Source organism: Streptomyces sp. NPDC045026, assembly GCF_056432625.1.
The window spans coordinates 52106-73706 of record NZ_JBWKIS010000033.1 but is presented as its reverse complement, the minus strand read 5'-3'; the positions used below and the strand labels follow the sequence as shown (position 1 = coordinate 73706).

General features: G+C 71.4%; 18 protein-coding genes. 8 read left to right on the top strand and 10 right to left on the bottom strand.

Annotated elements, in window-relative coordinates; translation table 11 throughout:
• Positions 1-20: 20 nt before the first annotated feature.
• Both cofD and AC07EJ_RS40110 read left to right on the top strand, forming a co-directional pair.
• A complete protein-coding gene (gene cofD / locus AC07EJ_RS40115; RefSeq protein WP_389488303.1) occupies positions 21-980 on the top strand; it encodes a 2-phospho-L-lactate transferase in 960 nt (319 codons plus the stop codon).
• Entirely contained in the window at positions 977-2284 is a 1308-nt protein-coding gene (locus AC07EJ_RS40110; RefSeq protein ID WP_389488305.1) for a coenzyme F420-0:L-glutamate ligase, read from the top strand. The genes cofD and AC07EJ_RS40110 overlap by 4 nt, the downstream gene beginning before the upstream one ends.
• A gap of 23 nt (positions 2285-2307) precedes the next feature.
• Here the strand turns inward: AC07EJ_RS40110 and AC07EJ_RS40105 are convergent, their stop codons facing one another.
• From AC07EJ_RS40105 to AC07EJ_RS40095, 3 genes are all read right to left on the bottom strand, one after another.
• A complete protein-coding gene (locus AC07EJ_RS40105; protein ID WP_389488307.1) occupies positions 2308-3318 on the bottom strand; it encodes a DNA-3-methyladenine glycosylase family protein in 1011 nt (336 codons plus the stop codon).
• Between the two features lie 83 nt (positions 3319-3401).
• Positions 3402-4484, bottom strand: coding sequence for a mannose-1-phosphate guanylyltransferase (manB, locus tag AC07EJ_RS40100; protein WP_389488309.1), 1083 nt, complete (start codon positions 4482-4484; stop codon positions 3402-3404).
• An 83-nt stretch (positions 4485-4567) separates the two neighbouring features.
• Positions 4568-5977, bottom strand: coding sequence for a peptidoglycan recognition protein family protein (locus AC07EJ_RS40095; protein WP_389488311.1), 1410 nt, complete (start codon positions 5975-5977; stop codon positions 4568-4570).
• A 149-nt stretch (positions 5978-6126) separates the two neighbouring features.
• Between AC07EJ_RS40095 and AC07EJ_RS40090 the strand changes: the two genes are divergently transcribed.
• The 4 genes from AC07EJ_RS40090 (at position 6127) to AC07EJ_RS40075 (ending at position 12010) form a co-directional block, all read left to right on the top strand.
• Positions 6127-6882 (top strand): TIGR03089 family protein, encoded by a 756-nt coding sequence (locus AC07EJ_RS40090; protein ID WP_389488313.1) that lies wholly within the window; start codon positions 6127-6129, stop codon positions 6880-6882.
• 183 nt (positions 6883-7065) lie between these two features.
• On the top strand, positions 7066-8361 hold the full coding sequence (locus AC07EJ_RS40085) for an LCP family protein (RefSeq protein ID WP_478886094.1): 1296 nt from the start codon (positions 7066-7068) through the stop codon (positions 8359-8361).
• A 226-nt stretch (positions 8362-8587) separates the two neighbouring features.
• Positions 8588-10315: an LCP family protein gene (locus AC07EJ_RS40080; protein WP_389488315.1), complete on the top strand. Its 1728-nt coding sequence runs from the start codon at positions 8588-8590 to the stop codon at positions 10313-10315.
• 81 nt (positions 10316-10396) lie between these two features.
• A complete protein-coding gene (locus tag AC07EJ_RS40075; RefSeq protein ID WP_478886093.1) occupies positions 10397-12010 on the top strand; it encodes an LCP family protein in 1614 nt (537 codons plus the stop codon).
• A 57-nt stretch (positions 12011-12067) separates the two neighbouring features.
• Here AC07EJ_RS40075 and AC07EJ_RS40070 read toward each other — a convergent pair whose 3' ends face one another.
• Positions 12068-13096 carry a glycosyltransferase family 2 protein gene (locus tag AC07EJ_RS40070; protein ID WP_389488319.1) on the bottom strand — a complete coding sequence of 343 codons (1029 nt, stop codon included), beginning with the start codon at positions 13094-13096 and terminating at the stop codon, positions 12068-12070.
• Between the two features lie 126 nt (positions 13097-13222).
• Between AC07EJ_RS40070 and AC07EJ_RS40065 the strand changes: the two genes are divergently transcribed.
• Positions 13223-14695 (top strand): LCP family protein, encoded by a 1473-nt coding sequence (locus AC07EJ_RS40065; RefSeq protein WP_478886092.1) that lies wholly within the window; start codon positions 13223-13225, stop codon positions 14693-14695.
• Between the two features lie 16 nt (positions 14696-14711).
• Here AC07EJ_RS40065 and AC07EJ_RS40060 read toward each other — a convergent pair whose 3' ends face one another.
• A complete protein-coding gene (locus AC07EJ_RS40060) occupies positions 14712-15260 on the bottom strand; it encodes an acyl-CoA thioesterase (protein WP_389488323.1) in 549 nt (182 codons plus the stop codon).
• A 118-nt stretch (positions 15261-15378) separates the two neighbouring features.
• Here AC07EJ_RS40060 and AC07EJ_RS40055 point away from each other — a divergent pair, with 118 nt between their 5' ends.
• On the top strand, positions 15379-16680 hold the full coding sequence (locus AC07EJ_RS40055) for an LCP family protein (RefSeq protein WP_389488325.1): 1302 nt from the start codon (positions 15379-15381) through the stop codon (positions 16678-16680).
• 29 nt (positions 16681-16709) lie between these two features.
• Here the strand turns inward: AC07EJ_RS40055 and AC07EJ_RS40050 are convergent, their stop codons facing one another.
• From AC07EJ_RS40050 to AC07EJ_RS40030, 5 genes are read right to left on the bottom strand one after another with little or no spacing between them, the layout of a single operon-like run.
• Positions 16710-17681 (bottom strand): hypothetical protein, encoded by a 972-nt coding sequence (locus tag AC07EJ_RS40050; protein WP_478886091.1) that lies wholly within the window; start codon positions 17679-17681, stop codon positions 16710-16712.
• Positions 17678-18805, bottom strand: coding sequence for a protein phosphatase 2C domain-containing protein (locus AC07EJ_RS40045; protein WP_389488329.1), 1128 nt, complete (start codon positions 18803-18805; stop codon positions 17678-17680). The genes AC07EJ_RS40050 and AC07EJ_RS40045 overlap by 4 nt, the downstream gene beginning before the upstream one ends.
• Positions 18806-18822: 17 nt before the next feature.
• On the bottom strand, positions 18823-19488 hold the full coding sequence (locus AC07EJ_RS40040; protein WP_389488331.1) for a vWA domain-containing protein: 666 nt from the start codon (positions 19486-19488) through the stop codon (positions 18823-18825).
• A 27-nt stretch (positions 19489-19515) separates the two neighbouring features.
• Positions 19516-20007, bottom strand: coding sequence for a hypothetical protein (locus AC07EJ_RS40035; protein WP_389488333.1), 492 nt, complete (start codon positions 20005-20007; stop codon positions 19516-19518).
• Positions 20004-21395 (bottom strand): hypothetical protein, encoded by a 1392-nt coding sequence (locus AC07EJ_RS40030; RefSeq protein WP_389488335.1) that lies wholly within the window; start codon positions 21393-21395, stop codon positions 20004-20006. Before AC07EJ_RS40030 ends, AC07EJ_RS40035 begins: the two co-directional genes overlap by 4 nt.
• Between the last annotated feature and the right edge of the window lie 206 nt (positions 21396-21601).

Here is a 21601-nt window from a genome sequence, read left to right as displayed (position 1 = left end):
CCGCCTGCGATGCTGGACACATGCGCATTGTGGTTCTGGCAGGCGGCATCGGTGGTGCCCGGTTCCTTCGCGGTCTCAAGCAGGCGGCGCCGGACGACGCGGTCATCACGGTCATCGGCAACACCGGCGACGACATCCATCTCTTCGGCCTGAAGGTCTGTCCGGACCTCGACACGGTGATGTACACGCTCGGCGGCGGCATCAACGAGGAGCAGGGCTGGGGACGTACGGACGAGTCGTTCAAGGTCAAGGAGGAGCTGGCCGCCTACGGGGTGGGGCCCGAGTGGTTCGGTCTCGGCGACCGGGACTTCGCGACCCACATCGTCCGTACGCAGATGCTCGGCGCCGGCTATCCGCTCAGCGCGGTCACCGAGGCGCTGTGCGAGCGCTGGAAGCCCGGCGTGCGGCTCATCCCGATGTCCGACGACCGCGTCGAGACCCATGTGGCGGTGACGCTCGACGGGGAGCGCAGGGCCGTGCACTTCCAGGAGTTCTGGGTGAAGCTGCGGGCCTCCGTGGACGCGCACGCCGTGGTGCCCGTCGGCGCCGAGCAGGCCAAGCCCGCGCCGGGTGTCCTGGAGGCCATCGCCGAGGCGGACGTCATCCTCTTCCCGCCGTCCAACCCCGTCGTCAGCATCGGGACCATCCTCGCCGTGCCCGGCATCCGTGAGGCCATCGCCGAAGCCGGAGTGCCCGTCGTCGGGCTGTCCCCCATCGTCGGGGACGCACCCGTGCGCGGCATGGCCGACAAGGTCCTGGCCGCTGTGGGAGTCGACTCGACGGCGAGCGCGGTGGCGGAGCACTACGGTTCGGGGCTGCTCGACGGGTGGCTCGTCGACACGGTGGACGCGGGCACGGTGGAGCGCGTCGAGGCGGCGGGCATCCGCTGCCGCGCGGTGCCGCTGATGATGTCCGACCTGGACGCGACGACGCAGATGGCGCGTGAGGCGCTCACGCTCGCGGAGGAGGTCCGCGCGTGAGTGACACTCCCTCCGCTCCCTCCTTCCGCGCCTGGGCGCTCCCCGGCATCCCCGAGGTCCGCGAGGGCGACGACCTCGCCAAGCTGATCGCCACCGCCGAGCCCGGCCTCGTCGACGGGGACGTGCTGCTGGTCACCTCGAAGATCGTCAGCAAGGCCGAGGGCCGGATCGTCGAGGCCACCGACCGCGAGGCGGCCATAGACGCCGAGACCGTACGGGTCGTCGCGCGCCGCGGCACCCTGCGCATCGTCGAGAACAAGCTGGGCCTGGTCATGGCCGCGGCCGGCGTCGACGCGTCGAACACGCCCGCGGGCACGGTGCTGCTGCTGCCCGAGGACCCCGACGCGTCGGCCGCGGCGATCCGGGACGGGCTGCGGGACGCGCTCGGCGTGGACGTCGGAGTCGTCGTGACGGACACCTTCGGCCGCCCCTGGCGCAACGGCCTGACCGACGTCGCCATCGGCGCCGCGGGCGTGCACGTCCTCGACGACCTGCGCGGCGGCACGGACGCGTACGGCAATCCGCTCAGCGCCACCGTCGTCGCCACGGCGGACGAGCTGGCCGCCGCCGGGGACCTGGTCAAGGGCAAGGCGGCCGGGCTGCCCGTCGCCGTCGTGCGCGGGCTCGCGCACGTGGTGGGCGAGGGCACCGGCGCGCGCGAGCTGGTGCGCGTCGCGCGCGACGACATGTTCCGGCTCGGCACGTCCGAGGCCGTGCGGGAGGCCGTGACCCAGCGGCGTACGGTGCGGGCCTTCACTGACGAGCCGGTCGACCCGGGAGCCGTGCGGCGCGCGGTCGCCGCGGCCGTGACCGCGCCCGCCCCGCACCACACGACGCCGTGGCGGTTCGTGCTCCTGGAGTCCGAGGACTCCCGGGTCCGGCTGCTGGACGCGATGCGGGACGCGTGGATCGAGGACCTGCGGCGCGACGGGAAGAGCGAGGAGTCCGTCGCCAAGCGCGTGCGCCGCGGTGACGTGCTCCGCCGGGCGCCCTACCTGGTCGTGCCGTGCATGGTGATGGACGGGTCGCACACGTACGGGCACGCGCGGCGGGACGCCGCCGAGCGGGAGATGTTCGTGGTCGCGGCCGGCGCGGGCGTGCAGAACTTCCTGGTCGCGCTCGCCGGTGAGCGGCTCGGCTCCGCGTGGGTGTCGTCGACGATGTTCTGCCGCGATGTCGTACGCGAGGTGCTCGGGCTTCCGCAGGAGTGGGACCCGATGGGCGCCGTCGCCGTGGGGCACGCGGCCGCCGCCCCCGCCGAGCGCCCGGCCCGTGACGCCGGCGACTTCGTCGTCGTGCGCTAGAAGGTCGTGCGCCAGTAGAGCGGCTACCAGTCGGCGATGTTCGTGCGGCGCATCTTCGGCTGTCTGCGCGGGGGTGTGCGGCCGCTGAGGAGGACGAGGCGGGCCGCGCGGTGGCGCTGGCCCTGCTCCTCGTACGGGGCGAGGAGCCGCAGCATCTCCGCGTCGTCGGCGTCGCGGTTGCCGGCCAGCGCGTAGCCGACGATGCCCGGCAGGTGGACGTCTCCGGTCGTCACGGCGTCGGCGGCGCCGTTGCTGCGCTGGACCGTCTCGGCGGAGGTCCAGGGGCCGATGCCGGGGATCAGTTCGAGGCGGGCACGGGCGTCGGCCGGGGTCATCGCCGCGGCCTCCTCCAGGCGGCGGGCGACCTTCACGGCCCGCAGGATGGTCGAGGCCCGCTTGTTGTCCACGCCCGCGCGGTGCCACTCCCAGGACGGGATGAGCGACCAGGTGCGCGGCTCCGGCATGACGTGCAGGCCGAGCCCGGCGGTCGGGCCGGGCGCCGGAGTGCCGTACGTGCGCAGCAGGATCCGCCAGGCGCGGTACGCCTCCTCCGTCGTGATCTTCTGTTCCAGGATCGACGGGATCAGCGATTCCATGACCAGACCCGTACGCAGCAGGCGCAGACCCGGCCGGTAGTGGTGGGCGTGGGCGAGCAGCCGGTGGCGCGGCTCGAACGCCTCGGGCTCGTCCAACTCGCCGAGAAGTACAGGGAGTTGGGCAAGGAGCCAGGTCGCGCCCGGACCCCACGCCTGCGCTTCGGCCGCTCCGTCCCGCAGGGCCACGCGCAGGGTGCCGGGGCCTTCGGGCGTACGGGTGGCACGCCAGACCGAGCCGTCCGGTGTGACGCGGAAGGCGGGGTCGGCGGGCCCCCGGCGCAGCGGCCCCAGGGTCAGGCCCAGGTCGAACGGGCCTCTCGGTAGCCAACGGCGGGTCTGCGCCGCGGTCGCCGGGCGCGGCAGGACGGCCCGGGGCACGACGGCCTCGCCGCCGCGCACCGTGGTGCGCGTGGGGCGGGGGGCGTATCGGCCGGCCAAGGGGTCCTCGTCGGTTGGTGGGCTGCTCCTTGCAGCGTAGGGGGTCGGGCTCGCCGGCCCCTACTGGTCCGAGGAGACGGCCCCTACTGGTCCGAGGAGAAGCGCACCGCCGCCGCCGGGATGTGGGCGTCGCACCACACGCGTACGCCCGACTGGAGTTCGTTGTCCGGGCCGACCGTCGCGCCGTCGCCGATCACCGCGCCCGTCAGGACCGTGCGGGCGCCCACGTGGGCGCCGCGGCCGATCAGGGAGTCGGTGACGACCGCGCCCGCCTCGACCGTCGCACCGGCGAGGACAGCGCTGCCCGCGATGCGGGCGCCCTCGCCGACCGTCGCGTTCTCGCAGACGACCGTGCCGCCCGTGAGCTTCGCGCCGGGGGCGACCGAGGCGGTGGGCAGCGTGAGGCTGTCGCCGCGCCGGCCGGGGACCGCCGGGGACGGCGCGCGGCCGAGGACGAGGTCGGCGGAGCCGCGCACGAAGGCCTGAGGGGTGCCCAGGTCCAGCCAGTACGTGGAGTCGACCATGCCCTGGAGGTGGGCGCCGGATGCCAGCAGGTCGGGGAACGTCTCGCGTTCCACCGAGACGGGACGGCCGGTCGGGATCGTGTCGATGACCGAGCGGCGGAACACGTAGGCGCCCGCGTTGATCTGGTCGGTGACGATCTCCTCGGGCGTCTGGGGCTTTTCCAGGAAGGCCTGGACCCGGCCCGTCGCGTCCGTGGGGACCAGCCCGAACGCCCGCGGGTCCTCGACGCGGGACAGGTGCAGGGAGACGTCCGCGCCGGTGGTCTCGTGCTCGTGCACCAGGGCACGGATGTCGAGGCCGGTGAGGATGTCGCCGTTGAAGATCAGGACCGGGTCGTCGGGGCCCGAGCGGAGCCGGGACGCGACGTTGCGGATCGCGCCGCCGGTGCCGAGGGGCTCCTCCTCGGTGACGTACTCGAGATGCAGTCCGAGGCGCGAGCCGTCACCGAAGTACGGCTCGAAGACCTCGGCGAGGTACGAGGTGGCGAGCACGATGTGCTCGACGCCCGCCGCTCTCGCCCGGGCCAGCTGGTGGGTGAGGAACGGGACGCCCGCCGCCGGGACCATCGGCTTGGGCGTGTTCACGGTGAGCGGTCGCAGTCGGGTGCCCTTGCCGCCGACCAGGAGGATCGCTTCTGTCACCTGTCGTCTCTGCTTCCTGCTGGGGCCGGTCGAACTGCCTTTCGGCCGGCCAGTGTATGCAGACTGTGCGGTGCGGCCGGGCGTCAGCGGCCCTGGAGACTGGCCGATGTGGACCGGGCGGTGCCGAGCTTGTTGTAGAGACGGCGCCCCGGGCACTCGGTCGCAAAGCCGTCCCGGTGCCCCGAGATCGCGTTCAGTCGTACGCTCTTTCCCTTGCGGTACAGATTGCCACCGGCTGACGTGAGATATGTCTTACCGCTCGGATTGACCCCGTAGAGGCCTAGCTTCCAGGCCGTCAGGCGGGCGAGGGCCTTCACCGCGGCGGCCGGCGGTTTCGAGGAGCCGAAGGTGCCGAGGACCGCGACTCCCATGCTGTTCGAGTTGAACCCGAGGGTGTGCGCGCCCATGACCGGCTTCGCCACGCCACCGGCGCGGCCCTCGTAGATGTTGCCGCACTTGTCGACGAGGAAGTTGTAGCCGATGTCGCGCCAGCGCAGGCTCTTCACGTGGTAGCGGTAGATACCGCGGATGACTGAAGGGGCCTGCGCGCAGGTGTAGTTGTTGCCCGTGGCGCTGTGGTGCACGAAGGCCGCCTTGACCTTCGAGGTGTAGCCGAAGTTGCGCTCGCGCAGCTTCTCGTCGGCGCCCCAGCCCTTGCGCGTGACGATGCGCGGGCGCGGGCCGATGTACGGGCGCACCTTCGCGTCGGCCTCGCCGCCGCGGGCGTCGATCAGGTCTCTCTCGGTCTGCTTCTTACTGAGGGCGGGGATGACGTCCGCGCCGAGGGGCGCCAGGTCGGCGTTGACGGCGGACGCGGCCGCGGACTCGGCGGTCAGCACGCCGGCGCGGGGGCCTTCGGCGGGGGCGCCGAGGGTCGGGGTCTCACCGCCGGACGAGGTCTCGTCGCCGGGCGGGGGCTCCTCGCCGGGGTCGACCAGTTCGAGGCGCAGGCCCTTGGGCAGAGGGGCCTGCGGGGCGGAGTTCGCGGCGGATCCGGCGGCCCGGTGCGCCGGGGCGGCGGCCTCGGGACGCACCCTGACTTCGACGCCGTCGGAGGCGCCGACCCACAGGGGGGCCGTGGAGCCGCGCAGCCGGCCCGAGTCGTGCTCGGCCGTGCCGGGGTCGGGGGCATGGTCGCCGTTGTGGGTCTCGACCTCCTGCCAGCCGGACCAGCGGCCGGTGCCCGTGGCGCGCGTACGCACCTGGACGCGGCCCTCCAGCGCGGCCGCCGGGTCGCGCCAGACGACGCCGACGAGCGAGAAGGGGTGCACATCGCGCTGGGTGATGCCCTGTTCGCCCGGGGCGCGCAGGCTGCGGTCGCGAGGCAGGACGGACAGGGGCAGCGACTCGGTGCTGCCGGGGACGGCCTCGGCGGTCAGGGCTCTGGCGGCCGAAGGTGTCGTGGCTGCCCCGGCTCCGGAGGACAGGGCGAGCGGAAGGGACAGGGCGGCCGCGGCCGTGACGCCGATCGAGGAAGCAAGGAATCCACGCATGCCAACGATCGTGGACATAGCACTACATATCTGTCCATCGGGAAGTGTCATCGGTGGGCAGGGGAATTGACGGTCCATCGGGCTGACACGGCGTCGCGGTTCCCCCGGTCGGCCGCACGCCGCCGTGCGCCCCGCGTACCCTTGCGCCCGTGAACGCCACCGACCGCACCCCCGCCGACCTGCTGCGATCCGCGCTCGCCGCCGATCCAGGACGCCCACTGGTGACCTTCTACGACGACGCCACGGGCGAACGCGTCGAACTGTCCGTGGCCACCTTCGCCAACTGGGTGGCCAAGACCGCCAATCTGCTCCAGGGCGACCTCGCCGCGCAGCCCGGCGACCGGCTCGCCCTGCTGCTGCCCGCGCACTGGCAGAGCGCCGTCTGGCTGCTCGCGTGCGCGTCCGTCGGAGTCGTCGCCGACGTGGACGGTGACCCGGCCGCCGCGGACCTCGTCGTCAGCGGCCCCGACTCGCTGGAGCGGGCGCGCGCCTGCTCCGGGGAACGGGTGGCGCTCGCCCTGCGTCCGCTCGGCGGCCGCTTCCCGCAGCCGCCGGAGGGCTTCGCCGACTACGCGGTCGAGGTGCCGGGGCAGGGTGACCGGTTCGCGCCGTTCGCGCCCGTGGACCCGGAGGAGCCCGCGCTCGTCGTCGCGGGGGCCGAGCTCACCGCCGCCGAGGTCGTCGAGAAGGCGCGGGCCGACGCCACGGACCTCGGCCTGACGGGCCCCGGCTCACGCCTGCTGTCCGGACTCCCGTACGACACGTGGCGCGGCGTGAGCGCGGGACTGTACGCGCCGCTCGCGACCGGCGGTTCCGTCGTCCTGTGCCGCCACCTCGACGGCCTTGACCAGGAGTCCCTGGCCAAGCGGGTGGAGAACGAGCGGGTCTCGGCGACCGCACTCTGAGACATCCGGGCCGGCGTCACCCGTTCGGCCCAGTCCACCCCTGGGCCACCGGGCCACGGGCGCCGCGCCGGGCGATGGTCGAAGGGGCGCACCTGCGCACCGCCGTCGCCATGAGGGGTGGACTCACACGTGACCCGATCCGCAGGCACGCCTCCGGAACCGCAGCGGCCGGACGACGACGCGATGGGTCCTGTCACGCACGGACCGGGCGCGGGCTCGTCCCCCACCGGGGCGGGCGCGGCCCGGCGGCGCAGGCGCTGGCTGCGGTACACGGCGACGGGCACCGGCATCGTGGTGCTCGTCGCGGGCGGCACCGGCTGGGCGGTCTACGAGAAGCTCCAGGGGAACATCACCGAGGACACCGACGCGGCCGCCGAGCTCGCCCGCTACGAGAAGGAGCGGCCCACCTCACTCGTGCGCGACGCGCAGAACATCCTGCTGATCGGCTCCGACTCGCGGGCCGGCGCCGGCAACCGCAAGTACGGCCGCGACTCGGGCACCCAGCGCTCGGACACGACGATCCTGCTGCACATAGCCGCCGACCACAAAAGCGCCATCGCGGTGTCGCTGCCCCGCGACCTGATGGTCGACATACCGACCTGCCTCGCCCACGACGGCAAGCGCACCGGCGCCATGTTCGCGATGTTCAACTACGCCTTCGAGCAAGGCGGTTCGGCCTGCACGATCCGTACGGTCGAGAAGCTCACCGGCATCCGCATCAACCACCACATGGTCGTCGACTTCAGCGGGTTCAAGGACATGGTCGACGCGGTCGACGGCGTCGAGGTCTGCCTGAAGGAGCCCATGAACGACCACGCCGCGCGCCTCAAGTTGCCCGCGGGCAAGCAGACCCTCGACGGCGAGCAGGCGCTCGGCTACGTGCGGGCCCGCAAGAGTCTGGGCAACGGCAGCGACACCGACCGGATGGACCGCCAGCAGCAGTTCCTCGGCGCCCTGGTGAACAAGGTGAAGAGCAACCGGGTGCTGCTCAACCCGACGAAGCTGTACCCCGTGCTCGACGCGGCCACCTCGTCCCTGACGACGGACCCCGGACTCGCCAGCCTGCGCGACCTCTACAACCTCGTACGCGGCATGCGGGACATTCCGACCGCAAACGTCCAATTCCTGACGGTGCCGCGGCGCAGTTACGTGTACAACGCCAACCGCGACCAGCTCGTCCAGCCCGCGGCCGAGCAGCTCTTCACGCAATTGCGCACCGACGCCCGCGTGGTGGTCGCCAAGGAGACGCCGAAGAAGAGCGCCGCCCGGAGCTCCTCCGATGGCTCCGGTGAGGACAGCTCGGGCACGGACAACAGGGCGTACGAGCACGACGGATACGACGACGGCAAAAGCGGCGCCGGCCGGAGCGGCGAGAAGCCCGGCGATTCCTCCGTGTCGTCCGGTTCCTCCCCCAGTTCCTCGCCCACTCCGGCACCCACTTTCCGCGGCAACACGGCCGCCCAGGATGGCTGCGAGTAAAGCGATACCCAAGGGGTTCGCGTCACCTCCAAAGAAATAGGACGGATTGCCCAGTTGTAGGGGAGTGCAATTTGTCACCGCCGTCGCTCGACGCTGAACTGGGCGGATAGTGTGAGCGATCCGGTGCACCCGGCCAACGACGGTCGCGCACTGCTTACCGACTGACCGAGCGCCTTCTTGAGGGGGACAAGGCGCCGCGTGGCCCCGACGGAGGATGCAGACAACCGTGGACGCGCAAGGCCGTGGGCGGGCGGACAACATCGATCCCGCAGACCAGTGGGTACTCAACCCGAACACCGGCGATTACGAACTGCGACTGAACCCTTCCGCTGGGCAGTCGGCCGTACCCGGACCTCGCAGGTCTCCCCAACGCCCCACGGGGCGACGGGGACAGACCGGGCAGAGCAGGCAGAACGGCAGGTCCCGTGAGGAACAGGACAGCCGTGAGGTGCCCGGCCAGCGCAGGCGGCGGGCCCCGCAGCCGGAGCCGCCCGGCAGGCGCCGGTCGAGGCCGAAGAAGAAGTCGCGGGCGAAGAAGGCGCTGCTGTGGACCGGCGGCACGATGGCCTTCGTCATGGTCGCCGCCGCGGGCGGGGTGTATCTGTACCTCCGCCATCTCGACGGCAACATCAACACCACCGATGTCGTGGGCGCGAAGAACGGCTTCAGCAAGGACGAGGCCTTCAACATCCTGATCATCGGCACGGACAAGCGCACCGGCAAGGGCAACGAGGGCTACGGCGACAAGAACAGCGTCGGCCACGCCGACACCAACATCCTGCTCCATGTCGCCAAGGACCGTTCGAACGCGACCGCGTTGAGCATTCCGCGCGACCTCGTCGTGGACATCCCGGCCTGCCAGGTACGCCAGAAGGACGGCTCGCTCACCACGATTTCGGGCACGCCGGACCAGCGCTTCAACACCAGCCTCGGCCAGGAAGGCCGCGACGCGGGCTGCACGATGGCGACCGTCAAGGCGGTCACGGGCATCACCCCCGACCACTTCATGATGGCCGACTTCAACGCGGTGAAGACGCTGTCGACCGCGGTGGGCGGTGTCGACGTCTGCGTGGCGAAGCCGGTCAACGACCCCGACTCGCATCTCAAGCTGCCGAAGGGCCACAGCGTCGTCGAGGGCGAACAGGCCCTCGCCTTCCTGCGCACCCGGCACAGCTTCGGCAACCAGGGCGACCTCGACCGCATCAAGGTGCAGCAGCAGTTCCTCGGATCGCTGGCGCGCAAGATGAGTTCGGGCGACACCCTGACCAGCCCCACCAAGCTGACGAGCCTCGCCGAGGCGGCGACGAAGGCCCTCACGGTCGACAAGGGCATAGGCAGCCTCAGCCATCTCAAGGACATCGCCCTTGAGTTGAAGAAGGTGCCGCCGAAGAACATCTCCTTCATCACGACGCCGGTCATCGACAACCCGGCCGACGGGGTCGTCCACAAGACGGTCATCGTCAACCCGACGACCGCGCCCCAGGTCTTCTCGATGATCAAGGACGATGTCTCGCTGACGGAGACCAAGAAGAAGGAGAAGGCCGCCGAGCAGGCCAAGCTCAAGGGCCCGAAGTCCGCCGCCTCCGACGTGCGCGTCGACATCTACAACGGCAGCGAGACCGTGGGCGCCGCGCAGCAGACCCTCACCTGGCTCCAGAACAACGAGGGCGTCACGAAGTCCACGCAGCTGGGCAACGCGGCGAAGGCGGCGAAGACGACCCTCGAGTACGCCCCCGACCAGGCCGACCAGGCACGGCGGCTGGCCGACATCATGGGGCTGCCGGCCTCCGCGCTGAAGCCCGGCAAGAGCGAGAAGAACGATCAGGGTCTGCCGGCCATGATCCTCACGCTCGGTGGCGACTTCAAGGGCGCGGGGACACCCATAGCCGCTCCGTCGAAGGCCCCGGACAACGTGGAGAAATCGACGGCGGACAAGACTGTGTGCGCCAAGTGACCAACCTCGGCCGCCCCTTGGCTGTCTAACAGACAGGATCGGGGCGGCCGCGGCGTAGGTCGGGGCGGGAGGGGTGGGGGCATGAGGCAGAGCAGTGTGCGTGACAGTCGGCACGCGGCCGGGGGGCCGGGCGGCGGACAGGGCCGGATACCGGAGCAGAGTCAGGGGGAGGGCGGCGGGCCGCGCGGGCACCGGCGCGCCCGGAAGAGCCCGCGGCGCCGCAAACACCGGATACTGCGCTGGTTCTCGATCACTCTCGCCGTACTGATACTCGGCACCGCGGGAGCGGGCTATCTCTGGTACGAGCACCTCAACAGCAACATCAAGACGGACAAGCTCAACATCGGCGAGCACCGGGCGGCGCAGCCGACGCCGAACGCGGCGGGCCAGACCCCGCTGAACATCCTGCTGATCGGCTCGGACGCGCGGGACTCCAAGGCCAACCAGAAGCTGGGCGGCGCCAAGGAGACCTTCGGCGGCGTACCGCTCGCGGACGTGCAGATGCTGGTCCACCTCTCCGCGGACCGAAGCAACATGTCGGTGGTGAGCATGCCGCGCGACACCCTGCTCCAGCTGCCGAAGTGCACCGACCCGAAGACGGGCAGGGAGTACCCGGCCACGGTGGGGCGGCAGATGACGAACACGTCGCTCGGCCGCGGCGGCCCCGGCTGCACGGTGGCCACCTGGGAACAGCTGACCGGCATCCACATCGACCACTTCATGATGGTCGACTTCGCGGGCGTGGTCTCCATGGCGGACGCCATCGGCGGCGTACCGGTCTGCGTGGACGCCAACATCCTCTCCAAGGACAGCGAGGGCCACGGCTCGGGCCTGAAGCTGGCGAAGGGCACGCACCCGGTGAAGGGCAAGCAGGCCCTGCAGTGGCTGCGTACGCGCTACGGCTTCGAGGACGGCAGCGACATCGCCCGCACCAAGGCCCAGCACATGTACATGAACTCGATGGTGCGCCAGATGCGGGAGAACGCCACCATCACCAACCCCGGCAAGCTGCGCACCCTCGCCGAGGAGGCCATCAAGGCGCTCCGCGTCGACGAGGGCCTCGACACGATCAAGAAGCTCTACGACCTCAGCAACGAGCTGAAGAAGCCCGCGCCGGACCGCATCACGATGACGACGATGCCGTTCGTGTACGTGGGTCCGCGGGTGGCCCCGAAGCCGGGCGACGCCGACAAGCTGTTCCGGCTCGTACGCGAGGACGTGGCCCTGGACGGCAAGGACAAGAAGAAGTCGCCGCCCAAGGAGTCGGACGACCCGGCGGCGCCCGACGACGAGATCGCGGTGCAGGTGCAGAACGGCACGCGGACGGCGGAGCTGCCCGCCGCGTCGGGGCGGGCGAACACGGTGTCGCAGATCCTGACCGCGAAGGGCTTCGCGAAGGCGTCAGCCGACCAGTCGCAGTCGCTGAGCGAGGAGAAGACGGTCATCCGCTTCCCGAGCGTCGACCTGGAGGGCGATGCCCAGCGGGTCGCCAAGTCCCTTGGTATTCCGCTGAGTTCGGTGAAGAAGTCGACCGACGTCTCCGGAGTGACGCTCATCGTCGGCGACGACTGGCGGCAGGGGAACTCCTACCCCAAGTCGTCGAAGGACGACGACACCGCGCCGGACACGGCGCTGGCGCTCAACGGTTCGGACAAGAAGGCCTGCATGAAGGTGAACAAGAACTTCACCTGGTGACGCAGGCCAAGGCTCCGGGGCCGAGCGGCTCGGCCCCGGAGAAAGCAGACGTAAGGCTCACGCCTCGCTGAGTACGGCCGGGCGCCGCGACGCGATGACCTTCTTGGCCAGCGAGCGCGGGCTGGTCAGGAAGCCCCAGCCCCACGACATGTGCATCGTGGCGAGCGCGACCGGGATCTGCAGGCGCGCCTTCAGCGGCAGCCCCTTGCCGGCCGGCACCGAACCGGCCGCGATGGCCGCCAGGTAGCCGCCCGGGATCACGAAGCCCCACGGCGTCACGAGCGCGCCCACGACGACGCCCGCGGCGATCGCGCACACGGCGGCCGGCGGCGCGAGGTAGCGCAGGTTGATCGAACCCGCGTGGTAGCGGGCGACGACGTGTCGCCAGCGACCGTAGTCCTTGTACTGCTTGGCGAGCGCCTTCACGCTGGGCCGCGGCCGGTACGAGACCTTCAGCTCGGGCGAGAACCAGATCAGGCCCCCGGCCTCGCGGATGCGGAAGTTCAGCTCCCAGTCCTGGGCGCGGATGAACTCCACGTTGTACCCGCCCTGCTGCTCCAGCGCCTCGCGCCGGAAGACGCCGAGATAGACGGTCTCGGCGGCCTGCGCCTCACCACCCGTGTGGAACGCGGCATTACCGACGCCGACCTTCGAGGTCATCGCGGCGGCGACGGCCTTCTCCCAGTCGTTCGTGCCCTGGGCGTGCATGATGCCGCCGACGTTCATCGCGCCGGTCCCCTCCAGGAGGCGGACGGCGGTCGCGATGTAGCCCTGCGAGAGCGCGGCGTGCCCGTCGACGCGGACCACGACCGGGTGGCGGGAGGCCTTGATCGCGGCGTTCAGCGCGGCGGGGGTGCGGCCCGTCGGGTTCGGCACGGTATGGACGCGGGGGTCTTCGGCGACGAGCTGCGCGGCGATCTCGTCCGTGCGGTCGGTGGACGGGCCGAGGGCGACCACGACCTCCATCTCGCCGTCGTACTCCTGCGCCAGGATCGCCTCGACGGCCTCACGCAGATGCCGCTCCTCGTTGAGGACGGGCATGATCACCGATACGGGCGGAAGCTGCTTGTCGGAATTCGCGTTCATCAGGCGTCACGTTACCGCTAATGGGGGACACCGGCGCGCGCCGCCGTGGTCACTGCCGCGGGCAGGAGATCGTATCGGCCTACGGTGCTCGCGATCCCACGCCCACCTTCTCGGAGGTGTCCCCACGTGCCCACTCCGCCGACCCGCTCCCCCGCACGCCCGCCGCGCCCCCCACGGCAGGTGCCCGGCCGTCCCCCCGTGCCCGCCCCCGTACGGAAGAGGAGGCCGCGGTGGGCCATGCGGGTGGCGACATCGGTCTCGGTCACGGTGCTCGCGGCCGCCGGGATCGGGCACGCGGTCGTCACCGGGCTCGACACCGAGATCAACCGCGTCGACCCCTTCAAGGACATGAAGAACCGGCCCTCCGGCGGTCACGGGATGAACGTGCTGCTCGTCGGCACCGACGGCCGCGACAAGATCACCCCGGCGGAGAAGAAGAAGTACCGGCTGGGCGGTGCGCCCTGTCACTGCACGGACACGATCATGATCGTGCACCTCTCCGCCGACCAGCACCGCGCGAGCGTGGTCAGCCTGCCCCGGGACTCGTACGCCGAGATCCCGTCGCACACCGACCTGACGACGGGAAAGCAGCACCACCAGCACCCGGTGAAGATCAACGCGGCGTATGCGGAGGGCGGGCCCCATCTGACCGTGCGCACGGTCGAGCACATGACCGGGGTGAAGATCGACCACTACCTCGAGGTCGACTTCGCCAGCTTCATGAAGACGGTGGACGTGCTCGGCGGCGTCGACATCTGCACGGCTCAGCCGCTCAAGGACTCGTACACCGGGCTCGACATGGCCGTCGGCACGCACCGGCTCGACGGCGGCCAGGCCCTCCAGTACGTGCGCGCCCGGCACACCGACGGGGCGGGCGACCTGGGCCGGATGCAGCGCCAGCAGCGCTTCCTCGCCGCGCTCATCGCGAAGGCCACCTCGTCCGGGGTGCTCCTGAACCCGGTGAAATTCCGCGATGTGACCCGCACACTGCTCAGCTCCGTGCGGGCGGACAGGGGCTTCGGCACGGACCGGATGGTCGAGCTCGGGCAGGCGATGCGGGGGTTCTCCCCCTCGTCGTCGGAGTTCGCGACCGTGCCGATCGGGAACGCCAGCGTCCCGGTCAAGGGCATCGGCTCGACGGTGAGGTGGGACCCGGCGAAGTCCCAGAAGCTGTTCAAGGCGCTGCGCGAGGACAAGCCGCTCGCCGTGCACCAAAAGAAGAAGAGGGAGACGGTCGTCGGCGTCGCCCCGCAGCAGATCCGCGTCCAGGTCGAGAACGGCACGATGACGCCGGGGCTCGGCGGGAAGGTGGACGCGGGGCTGCGCGGGACGGGGTTCCGCACGAGCGGTGCGCCGGTGAACGCGGCGCAGCGCACCGCCCAGCACACCGTGGTCCTCTACGACCCGCGCTGGGACCGGTCGGCGACGGCGCTTGCGGCGGCGCTGCCGGGGGCGCAGCTGCGGGTCGTGCCGGGACAGGGTGCGGTACTGAAGGTGGTGGCGGGCCCGGACTTCAAGGCGGTGCGCGCGGTGCGGGCCGAGGACTCGCGCCAGGGCGAGTTCGGGGCGGTCACCGGGGACCAGGTGGTGTGCGGCTGACGCCGCCCGGCGGGCTTCAGTCCTCGATGCCGTCGGCCGCGCGCTGCTGCCGCAGCTCCATGATCGCCCGGCGGCGCGCGAGCCGGTGCTGGCGGCGGATCTGGGCCTCCTGGTAGCGCCGCTTGTCGCGCTCGCTCTCCGGGAGGACCGGCGGCACCGAGCGCGGCTTGCCGTCGGCGTCCACCGCGGCGAACACGAGGTACGCGGAGCCGACCTGCTGGGCCGGTGTCGACTCGTTCCAGCGCTCGGCGAGGACCCGCACCCCGACCTCCATGGAGGTCCGGCCCGTCCAGTTGACCTGAGCCTTCACGTGGACCAGGTCGCCCACGCGCACCGGCTCCAGGAAGACCATCTCGTCCATGGAGGCGGTGACGGCGGGTCCGCCGGAGTGCCGTCCGGCCACGGCGCCCGCCGCGTCGTCGACCAGTTTCATGATCACGCCACCATGTACCGTTCCGAGCAGGTTGGTGTCGTTGTGGGTCATGATGTGCGACAACGTCGTACGGGAAGCTGAGGTCGGCTTACCCGGAATTTCGGATTCCGTGCCGCGGGCCTGGTCTGTCATGGCCTCCACCTTATGCCGGGCAGGACACGGGTTGCTTTGTGTCAGCTCTGCAACAGCCCGGGTCCGATTCCCCACCCACCCTTGTGGGGCACACAGCACCGGACGGCACACTGTGGCCATGAATGATTGGCCAGAGGGTTGGGGCGACAGCCAGGGCGGCGACGACCGCGGTTACGGTCGCGGCAGTGGCAGCGCGCGCCCCGAGGGCGCCCGCGCGATGCCGCACGTGCAGCGCGGGCAGGGCGGCGGCCCCCGCCGCTCCGCGCCGCCCCGGCCGACGGTCCCCGCGCAGCCCACGTACGGCGAGGGTTACGGGGACCAGTACGACAGCGGCTACAACACCGGCCAGGTCTACGGCGGTGGCGGCGGGCGCCGCGGCGGCAGCGGCTACGTACCGAACGACAACGACCCGGCCGACGGGTACGCGCCCCCGCGGCCGCGGCCGAACTGGCGCCGGCGCATCAAGTGGGCCGTCCTCACCCTCGTCGTCGTCTTCCTCGGCGTGAGCATAGGCACGTACTTCTGGGCCGACTCCAAGCTCCACCGTGACGTCGACCTCTCCAAGGTCATAGAGCGGCCCGAGACGGGCCAGGGCACGAACTACCTCATCGTCGGCACGGACAGCCGGGCCGGAATGTCCGACGAGGAGAAGAAGAAGCTGCACACCGGGTCCGCCGAGGGCAAGCGCACGGACACGATGATGATCCTGCACACCGGCGACAACGGCAGCACGATGATCTCCCTGCCGCGTGACTCGAACGTCACCATCCCGTCCTACAAGGGCTCGGACTCCGGCAAGCTCTACCCGAACCAGGGCCGCCAGGTGAAGCTCAACGCCGCGTACGCGGAGGACGGCCCCGAACTGCTCGTGCGGACCGTCGAGTTCAACACCGGGCTGCACATCGACCACTACGCGGAGATCGGCTTCGGCGGCTTCGCGAAGATCGTGGACGCGGTCGGCGGCGTCGAGATGAACCTGAAGGAGGGCTTCAAGGACAAGTGGTCCGGAGCCGACTTCCAGAAGGGCAAGCAGACGCTGAACGGCCAGCAGGCCCTCGCCTTCGTCCGCACGCGCCACGCGTTCGCGGCGAGCGACCTCCAGCGCACCAAGAACCAGCAGGCGTTCCTGTCGGCGCTGGCCCACCAGGTGGCCACCCCGTCGACGGTCATGAACCCGTTCAAGCTCTACCCGACGATGGGTGCGGGCCTCGACTCGCTCGTCGTCGACAAGGACATGAGCCTGTGGGACCTGGGCTCGATGTTCTTCGCCATGAAGGGCGTCACGGGCGGCGACGGCAAGTCGATGAACATGCCGGTCTCCGGCTCCGTCAACGGCAACCTCGTCTGGGACAAGACCAAGGTCAAGCAGCTGGTGGGCGAGCTGAAGAACGACGAGACGGTGACGGTGTCGGGCAACTGACGTGAGGAACGGGGCAGTTGGATCTCACTTCAGGCCGACTGCCCCGGCTCTCCCCGGCCGCCCAGCTGTATCGTGCCGCGCCGCCGTCCGCTGTCGAACTTCGAGCGGTCGACCGCGGGGCGGGGCGCCGGAGCGGCCGCGATCAGCTTGATCGTCTCGCGCCCGGCGAGCGCGGTCTGCCACTGCCCGAGATCGGGCCGGCTTCCGTAAGGACCGGCCGCGCGGGCCCAGAGTGTGCGTACCGCCGCCTCGCGCCGGTCGTCGAGGAGACCGGACAGCGGCGCCATCGGCTGGCCCGGATGCGCGTACGGGTCCCGCATCAGCACCCGCCCGAGCATCAGTGACGCCTTGTACCGGTCGCTGTCGACGGTGGCCGTACCGGCCGGGGCGAGCGGGTCGTGCCAGTCAGGGGTGTCCGCCTGGTCGAGCACGGCCGGCCGGCCGACGAGCCGGATGCCGTCGCAGTCGAGCAGGAAGACGGCGGGCTCGGGCGTGAGGGTCCACAGCACATTGGCCTGCGACAGGTCGCCGACCACGAGCCCCGCCGCGTGCAGACGCCCGAACAGCCCGGCCAGCGCGACGGCGATCCCGAGCCGCGCAGCCGGCTCCGGCTGCGGCACGGCCCGCCAGGCCGCCTTGGGCTCACGGAGCAGATAGGACAGCTCGATGAGCTTCGTATCGCCTTTGGGAGTGCGCCAGTTGGTGGCTGCCGGCGCCCTGCGCATCAGGAAGCCGGTGACCGTCTCCCCGTCCAGGACCCGGCACAGCGGCCACGCGGTCTCCGCGTCGAGGCGGTCCCTGTCGGCGGCGGCGAGCGCCTGACGGTACGCCACCAGCGCCGCCAGGGACGATCCGTCGACCTTGTGCGGCTCGCGGTAGTTCTTGTACAGCAGGTCACCGGGGCCGCCGACCGAGTGCACCTCGCCCTGCCCGCCGTCCCCTATCTTGCCGAGCAACTTGAGCCCGCTGTACGGGAGATCGGCGCCGTTGTGGAACGTCACTGCGCCTCCCCGTGCTCCCACAGGACGACGGCGGTGCGATCGTCGTCGTAGGACTTGACCCGGTACTGGAACTGCCAGAGGAAGTCGGCCGGAGCCGGGACCTCGGCTCCTGTCCACGCCTGCCTGAGGAAGTCCCGCAGGCCGGCGTCACCCGCCAGCGGGGACGACAGGCCGTCCGTGCTGAGGACGATGACGTCGCCGGGCTGAGCGGGGTGGATCAGGCGGGTCACGGCGGTGCGGGCGCGGGGCAGCGCCGCCGTGCGCGTGTCGATGACGTCGCCGTCCTTCTCGGCGTCCGCGTCCCCCATGAAGTCCAGGTGCCAGAAGCCGCGGCGCAGCAGGGCTGTGCCGCCGTCCCCGACCGCCAGGAAGCCGCGGGTACGTATGCGCGGGTCCAGGGGGACCAGCAGGATCCGCAGCGTGGTGGCGAAGGCGTCGGGACGCTCGTCGTGCTGCAGCGCGAGGTCGGCCAGCAGGTTGCCGATCTGGCGCACCACGTTGTCGGCCGCGCGCTGGAACCCCTCGGCGTCGGCGGTGCGGATCGCCTCGTGCAGGGAGGTGGAGCGGTCGAGGTAGCGGGCGGCCAGCCGGCAGGCTTCGTTCGACCCGACGTGGGAGCGCGGGGCGGAGCCCACGCCGTCGGCGACCGCGAGCATCAGCAGCTCACCGCCCTGCTCCTCGCCTCCGATGCGGGTCACGCAGAGCGCGTCCTGCCGCGGCTCCCCGGCATAGCGGTGGGAGTCCCCGCGCACGGATGCCGCGCGGACGGTCACTCCCGGGTACGCCGCACCGTCGAGGACGATGTCCGGCAGTACGGCCGCCGCCAAGTCCCCCATCACGGCGGGCAGTCCCTGCGGGACCGGCGGGTAGCTCGGCGCCTTCGGACCGCTGTGCGCGGGCGCGCCGAGGGCCGCGACAGCGGGGAGTTCCGGGCCTTCGACGTCCTGCGCCTGAACCGGCACCTCGATGTCGTCCCGCACCCGCACCGGCACCTCGTGGTCGTCCCGCACCGGCGCCGGCAGCTCGTAGTCGTCCCGCACGGCCGGGGAGCCGTCCGACACCACGAAGCCGTGCGGGTCGGTCGCCGCCCAGCGCGGCCGCCCCGCTTCCTCGCTCTCGTTCATCCGCGTACGCCCTTCGCTCACAGCTTGTCGAGGGAGACGGTGGAGAAGCCCGGGACGGTCTCGTCCACGGCCAGGGTGAAACCGGACCCGCCGTCGGCCGGGATGCTGCTCGCCGACCGGACGATGGAGCGGGTCAGGCTGGACGCGAACTCCCGCAGGGCCTTCGCCGGTGACACGGTCGAGTCCTGCTGCATGAACGCCCGGAAGTTCGCGACCTGGCCGATCGTCGCGGGCTCCGCGTCACCGATCCCGAACGCGATGATCTTCGGGGCGTACTTCGAGCCGAGCAGGTCCTTGTGGTCCTGCTCCCAGCCGTCGTCGGTCGGAATGCCGTCGGACAGGAAGAACGCGACCGGCCGGTAGACCTCGTGTCCCTGCGCCTTCAGCGACGCGACGTCCGCCTCGACGCAGCGCAGCAGCTCGCGGAAGGCCGCGCCGTACGACGTCAGTCCGCCCGCGGCGAGCGCCGGGACCTCCTCGATGTCGCTCAGGTCGACCAGGGGCTGGAGCACCTTCGCCTCGTCGGAGAAACCGATCAGGCAGAACCGGGTCTTGTCGGCGACCGTCGGATTGGTGCTGATCTCGTGGTGCAGCTCGGGCAATGCGCTGTTGATCGCCTCGATCGGGTCTCCCGACATCGAGCCCGACTCGTCGCACAGCAGGTAGAACGGCAGAATCTGCATGGCCTCGTGCCTCCGGAAAGCCTGTCGTCAGTTCGCGTAGGTGTAGAAGTAGATCTCGATGTCGGCATGGCCCCCGGTGGCCGCGCCCTTCCAGAAGTCGCGGGTGGTCGCGTTCCTGAACATGTCCGGACGGGCCTTCGCCAGCAGCGAGTTGACCTCGTGGGCGTACGCGCCGCCGGCGCCCGGGTCGCTGTTGCGGCCGAAGGTGAGGACGAACGCCGCCTGGCGTCCCCGGTACTTCGCCGTCACCTCGCGCAGCCGCTTCTCGATACGGCCCCGGTCCCCCTGAGCGGCGTCGATGGACACCTTGACGGGCGTACGCGTCACCGCGCGCGGGCCTTTGTGCTCGGGGCTCTTCGACGGTGCGGGCTTGGCGCTCGCGGACGCCGAGGGCGTCGGCCGGGCCTCGGCGGCCTGGGGGTCGCCCTGGTCGCCCATCGCGACGAGCGCGAGGACCAGCAGCATGTCGGCGAAGAGCCAGCCCGCCAGATGCAGCGGGTTGAACCTGCGCGCCCTCATCCCGCGGAGCCCGTCCGGCCCGGCACGGCATCGTCGACGGAGTACCCCCTGGCCTCACCCGCGTCGCCGGGCTTGCCCAGATCCACACCGCGCGCGGGCCACGGCGGTACGGGCGGCGCCGGCGGTGCGCCCTCCGGCGGCCTGGGAACGGGCAGACCGACTCCCCCGGAGTTGTGCACCAGTTCCACGAGCCGGGCGAACTTCTCGGCCGTCTCGCGCAGCGCACCGGCCTGCTGCGCCATCGCCCGCACCACGGTCTGGGTCTCCTGCGCGGCGCTCTGCGAGTCCCGCACGGCGTCCTGCGTCTCCTCCGCCGCCTTCCGGGACTCCCGTACGGCTTCCTCGGCGGCGGCGAACAAGCGCGCGGACTCCTCCGCGGCGGCGTCGAGGCGCCCCAGAACCTGCGCCGACACATCCGCCGCGACCTCGACGCCGGTGGTGAACGACCGCTGCGAGGCGGCCAGGACGGTCACCGAGTCCTCGACCCGCTCCCCGGCCCTGCCCAGGCTGTCGCGGACCTCTCCGTTCACGGACCGGACGTCCTCGAGCGCCTCGCGCACCATCGCACCACTGCCGCTGACGGCCGTCTCGATCCGTCCGGCAGCCTCCTCCAGCGGCCGTACGGAGGTGCCGACCGCTCCCAGCTGGCGCTCCGCCTCCTTCAGCGCGGCGCCGACGGTCTCGGCGGCGGCGACGAGTTCGGAGTTGGTCTTCGCGGCCCGGTTGCCGAGCCGGGTCAGCGTCTTGGCGGCGCCCGTCAGTTCGGCGGCGAACCTGACCGGGGACGACATCCGGTGTTCGTTGAGGACGAGCTGGGCACGGCTGAGCGCCGGCACCAGACGCGCCATCAGCTGCTCGGCGGCACGGCGCGCGTCCTCCTCGCGACGGTCGACCGCGGCCTTGCGGAAGCTGTGCACGAGCGCCAGGGCGAACAGCACGGCGATCGCCACCGTCGCGCTCATCGCGACCGTGCCGAAGGTGTAGAGCCCGGCGAGGTGTCCCTCGAACCCGGACTGCCACAGCTGGAGGAAGGGCCGCGCCGCCGCCTTCGGGTTGTCGCCCGTCAGTGCCCCGTACGCGCTGGACGCCTGGGTCAGGCCGTGCCAGGTGAACAGCAGCGGCAGGAAGACCAGCGCGCCGAGCCCGGCCTCCAGCCAGCCCCACGCCTTGTGTTCGACGGCCGGATCGACCGCCACGCTCTCCGGCCGCCCGTACGCGGCGAGCAGGTCCAGGTCGGCCCAGACGCCGAGGCCGTCGGTTTCCGCGGCACGCAAGGCCCCGGCCAACGCCTGCAGTTCCTCGGCTCTCGGCGCGAGGCCGCGCTCGTCGGCGAGGTCACTGATCCGCTGGCCGACCACGTGCCGGTCCGTCAGGCCCCCCATGACCATCCCTCAACTCCCTCGTCACCACCGGGAGTGCGCGTCACGAGCCGGCCCGCAGGTACGGCGGCCCCCCGGCCCCACGCGGCCCGCGCCCCCAGGGCGCGACCACAGGCGCACAGCGTACGACACACGTCACGGACCGCGTACGGTCCTTGCTGCATTGGGAGTTGACGGTTTTGACCACTGTGGCCGGACGCAGAACAGCCCCCGGC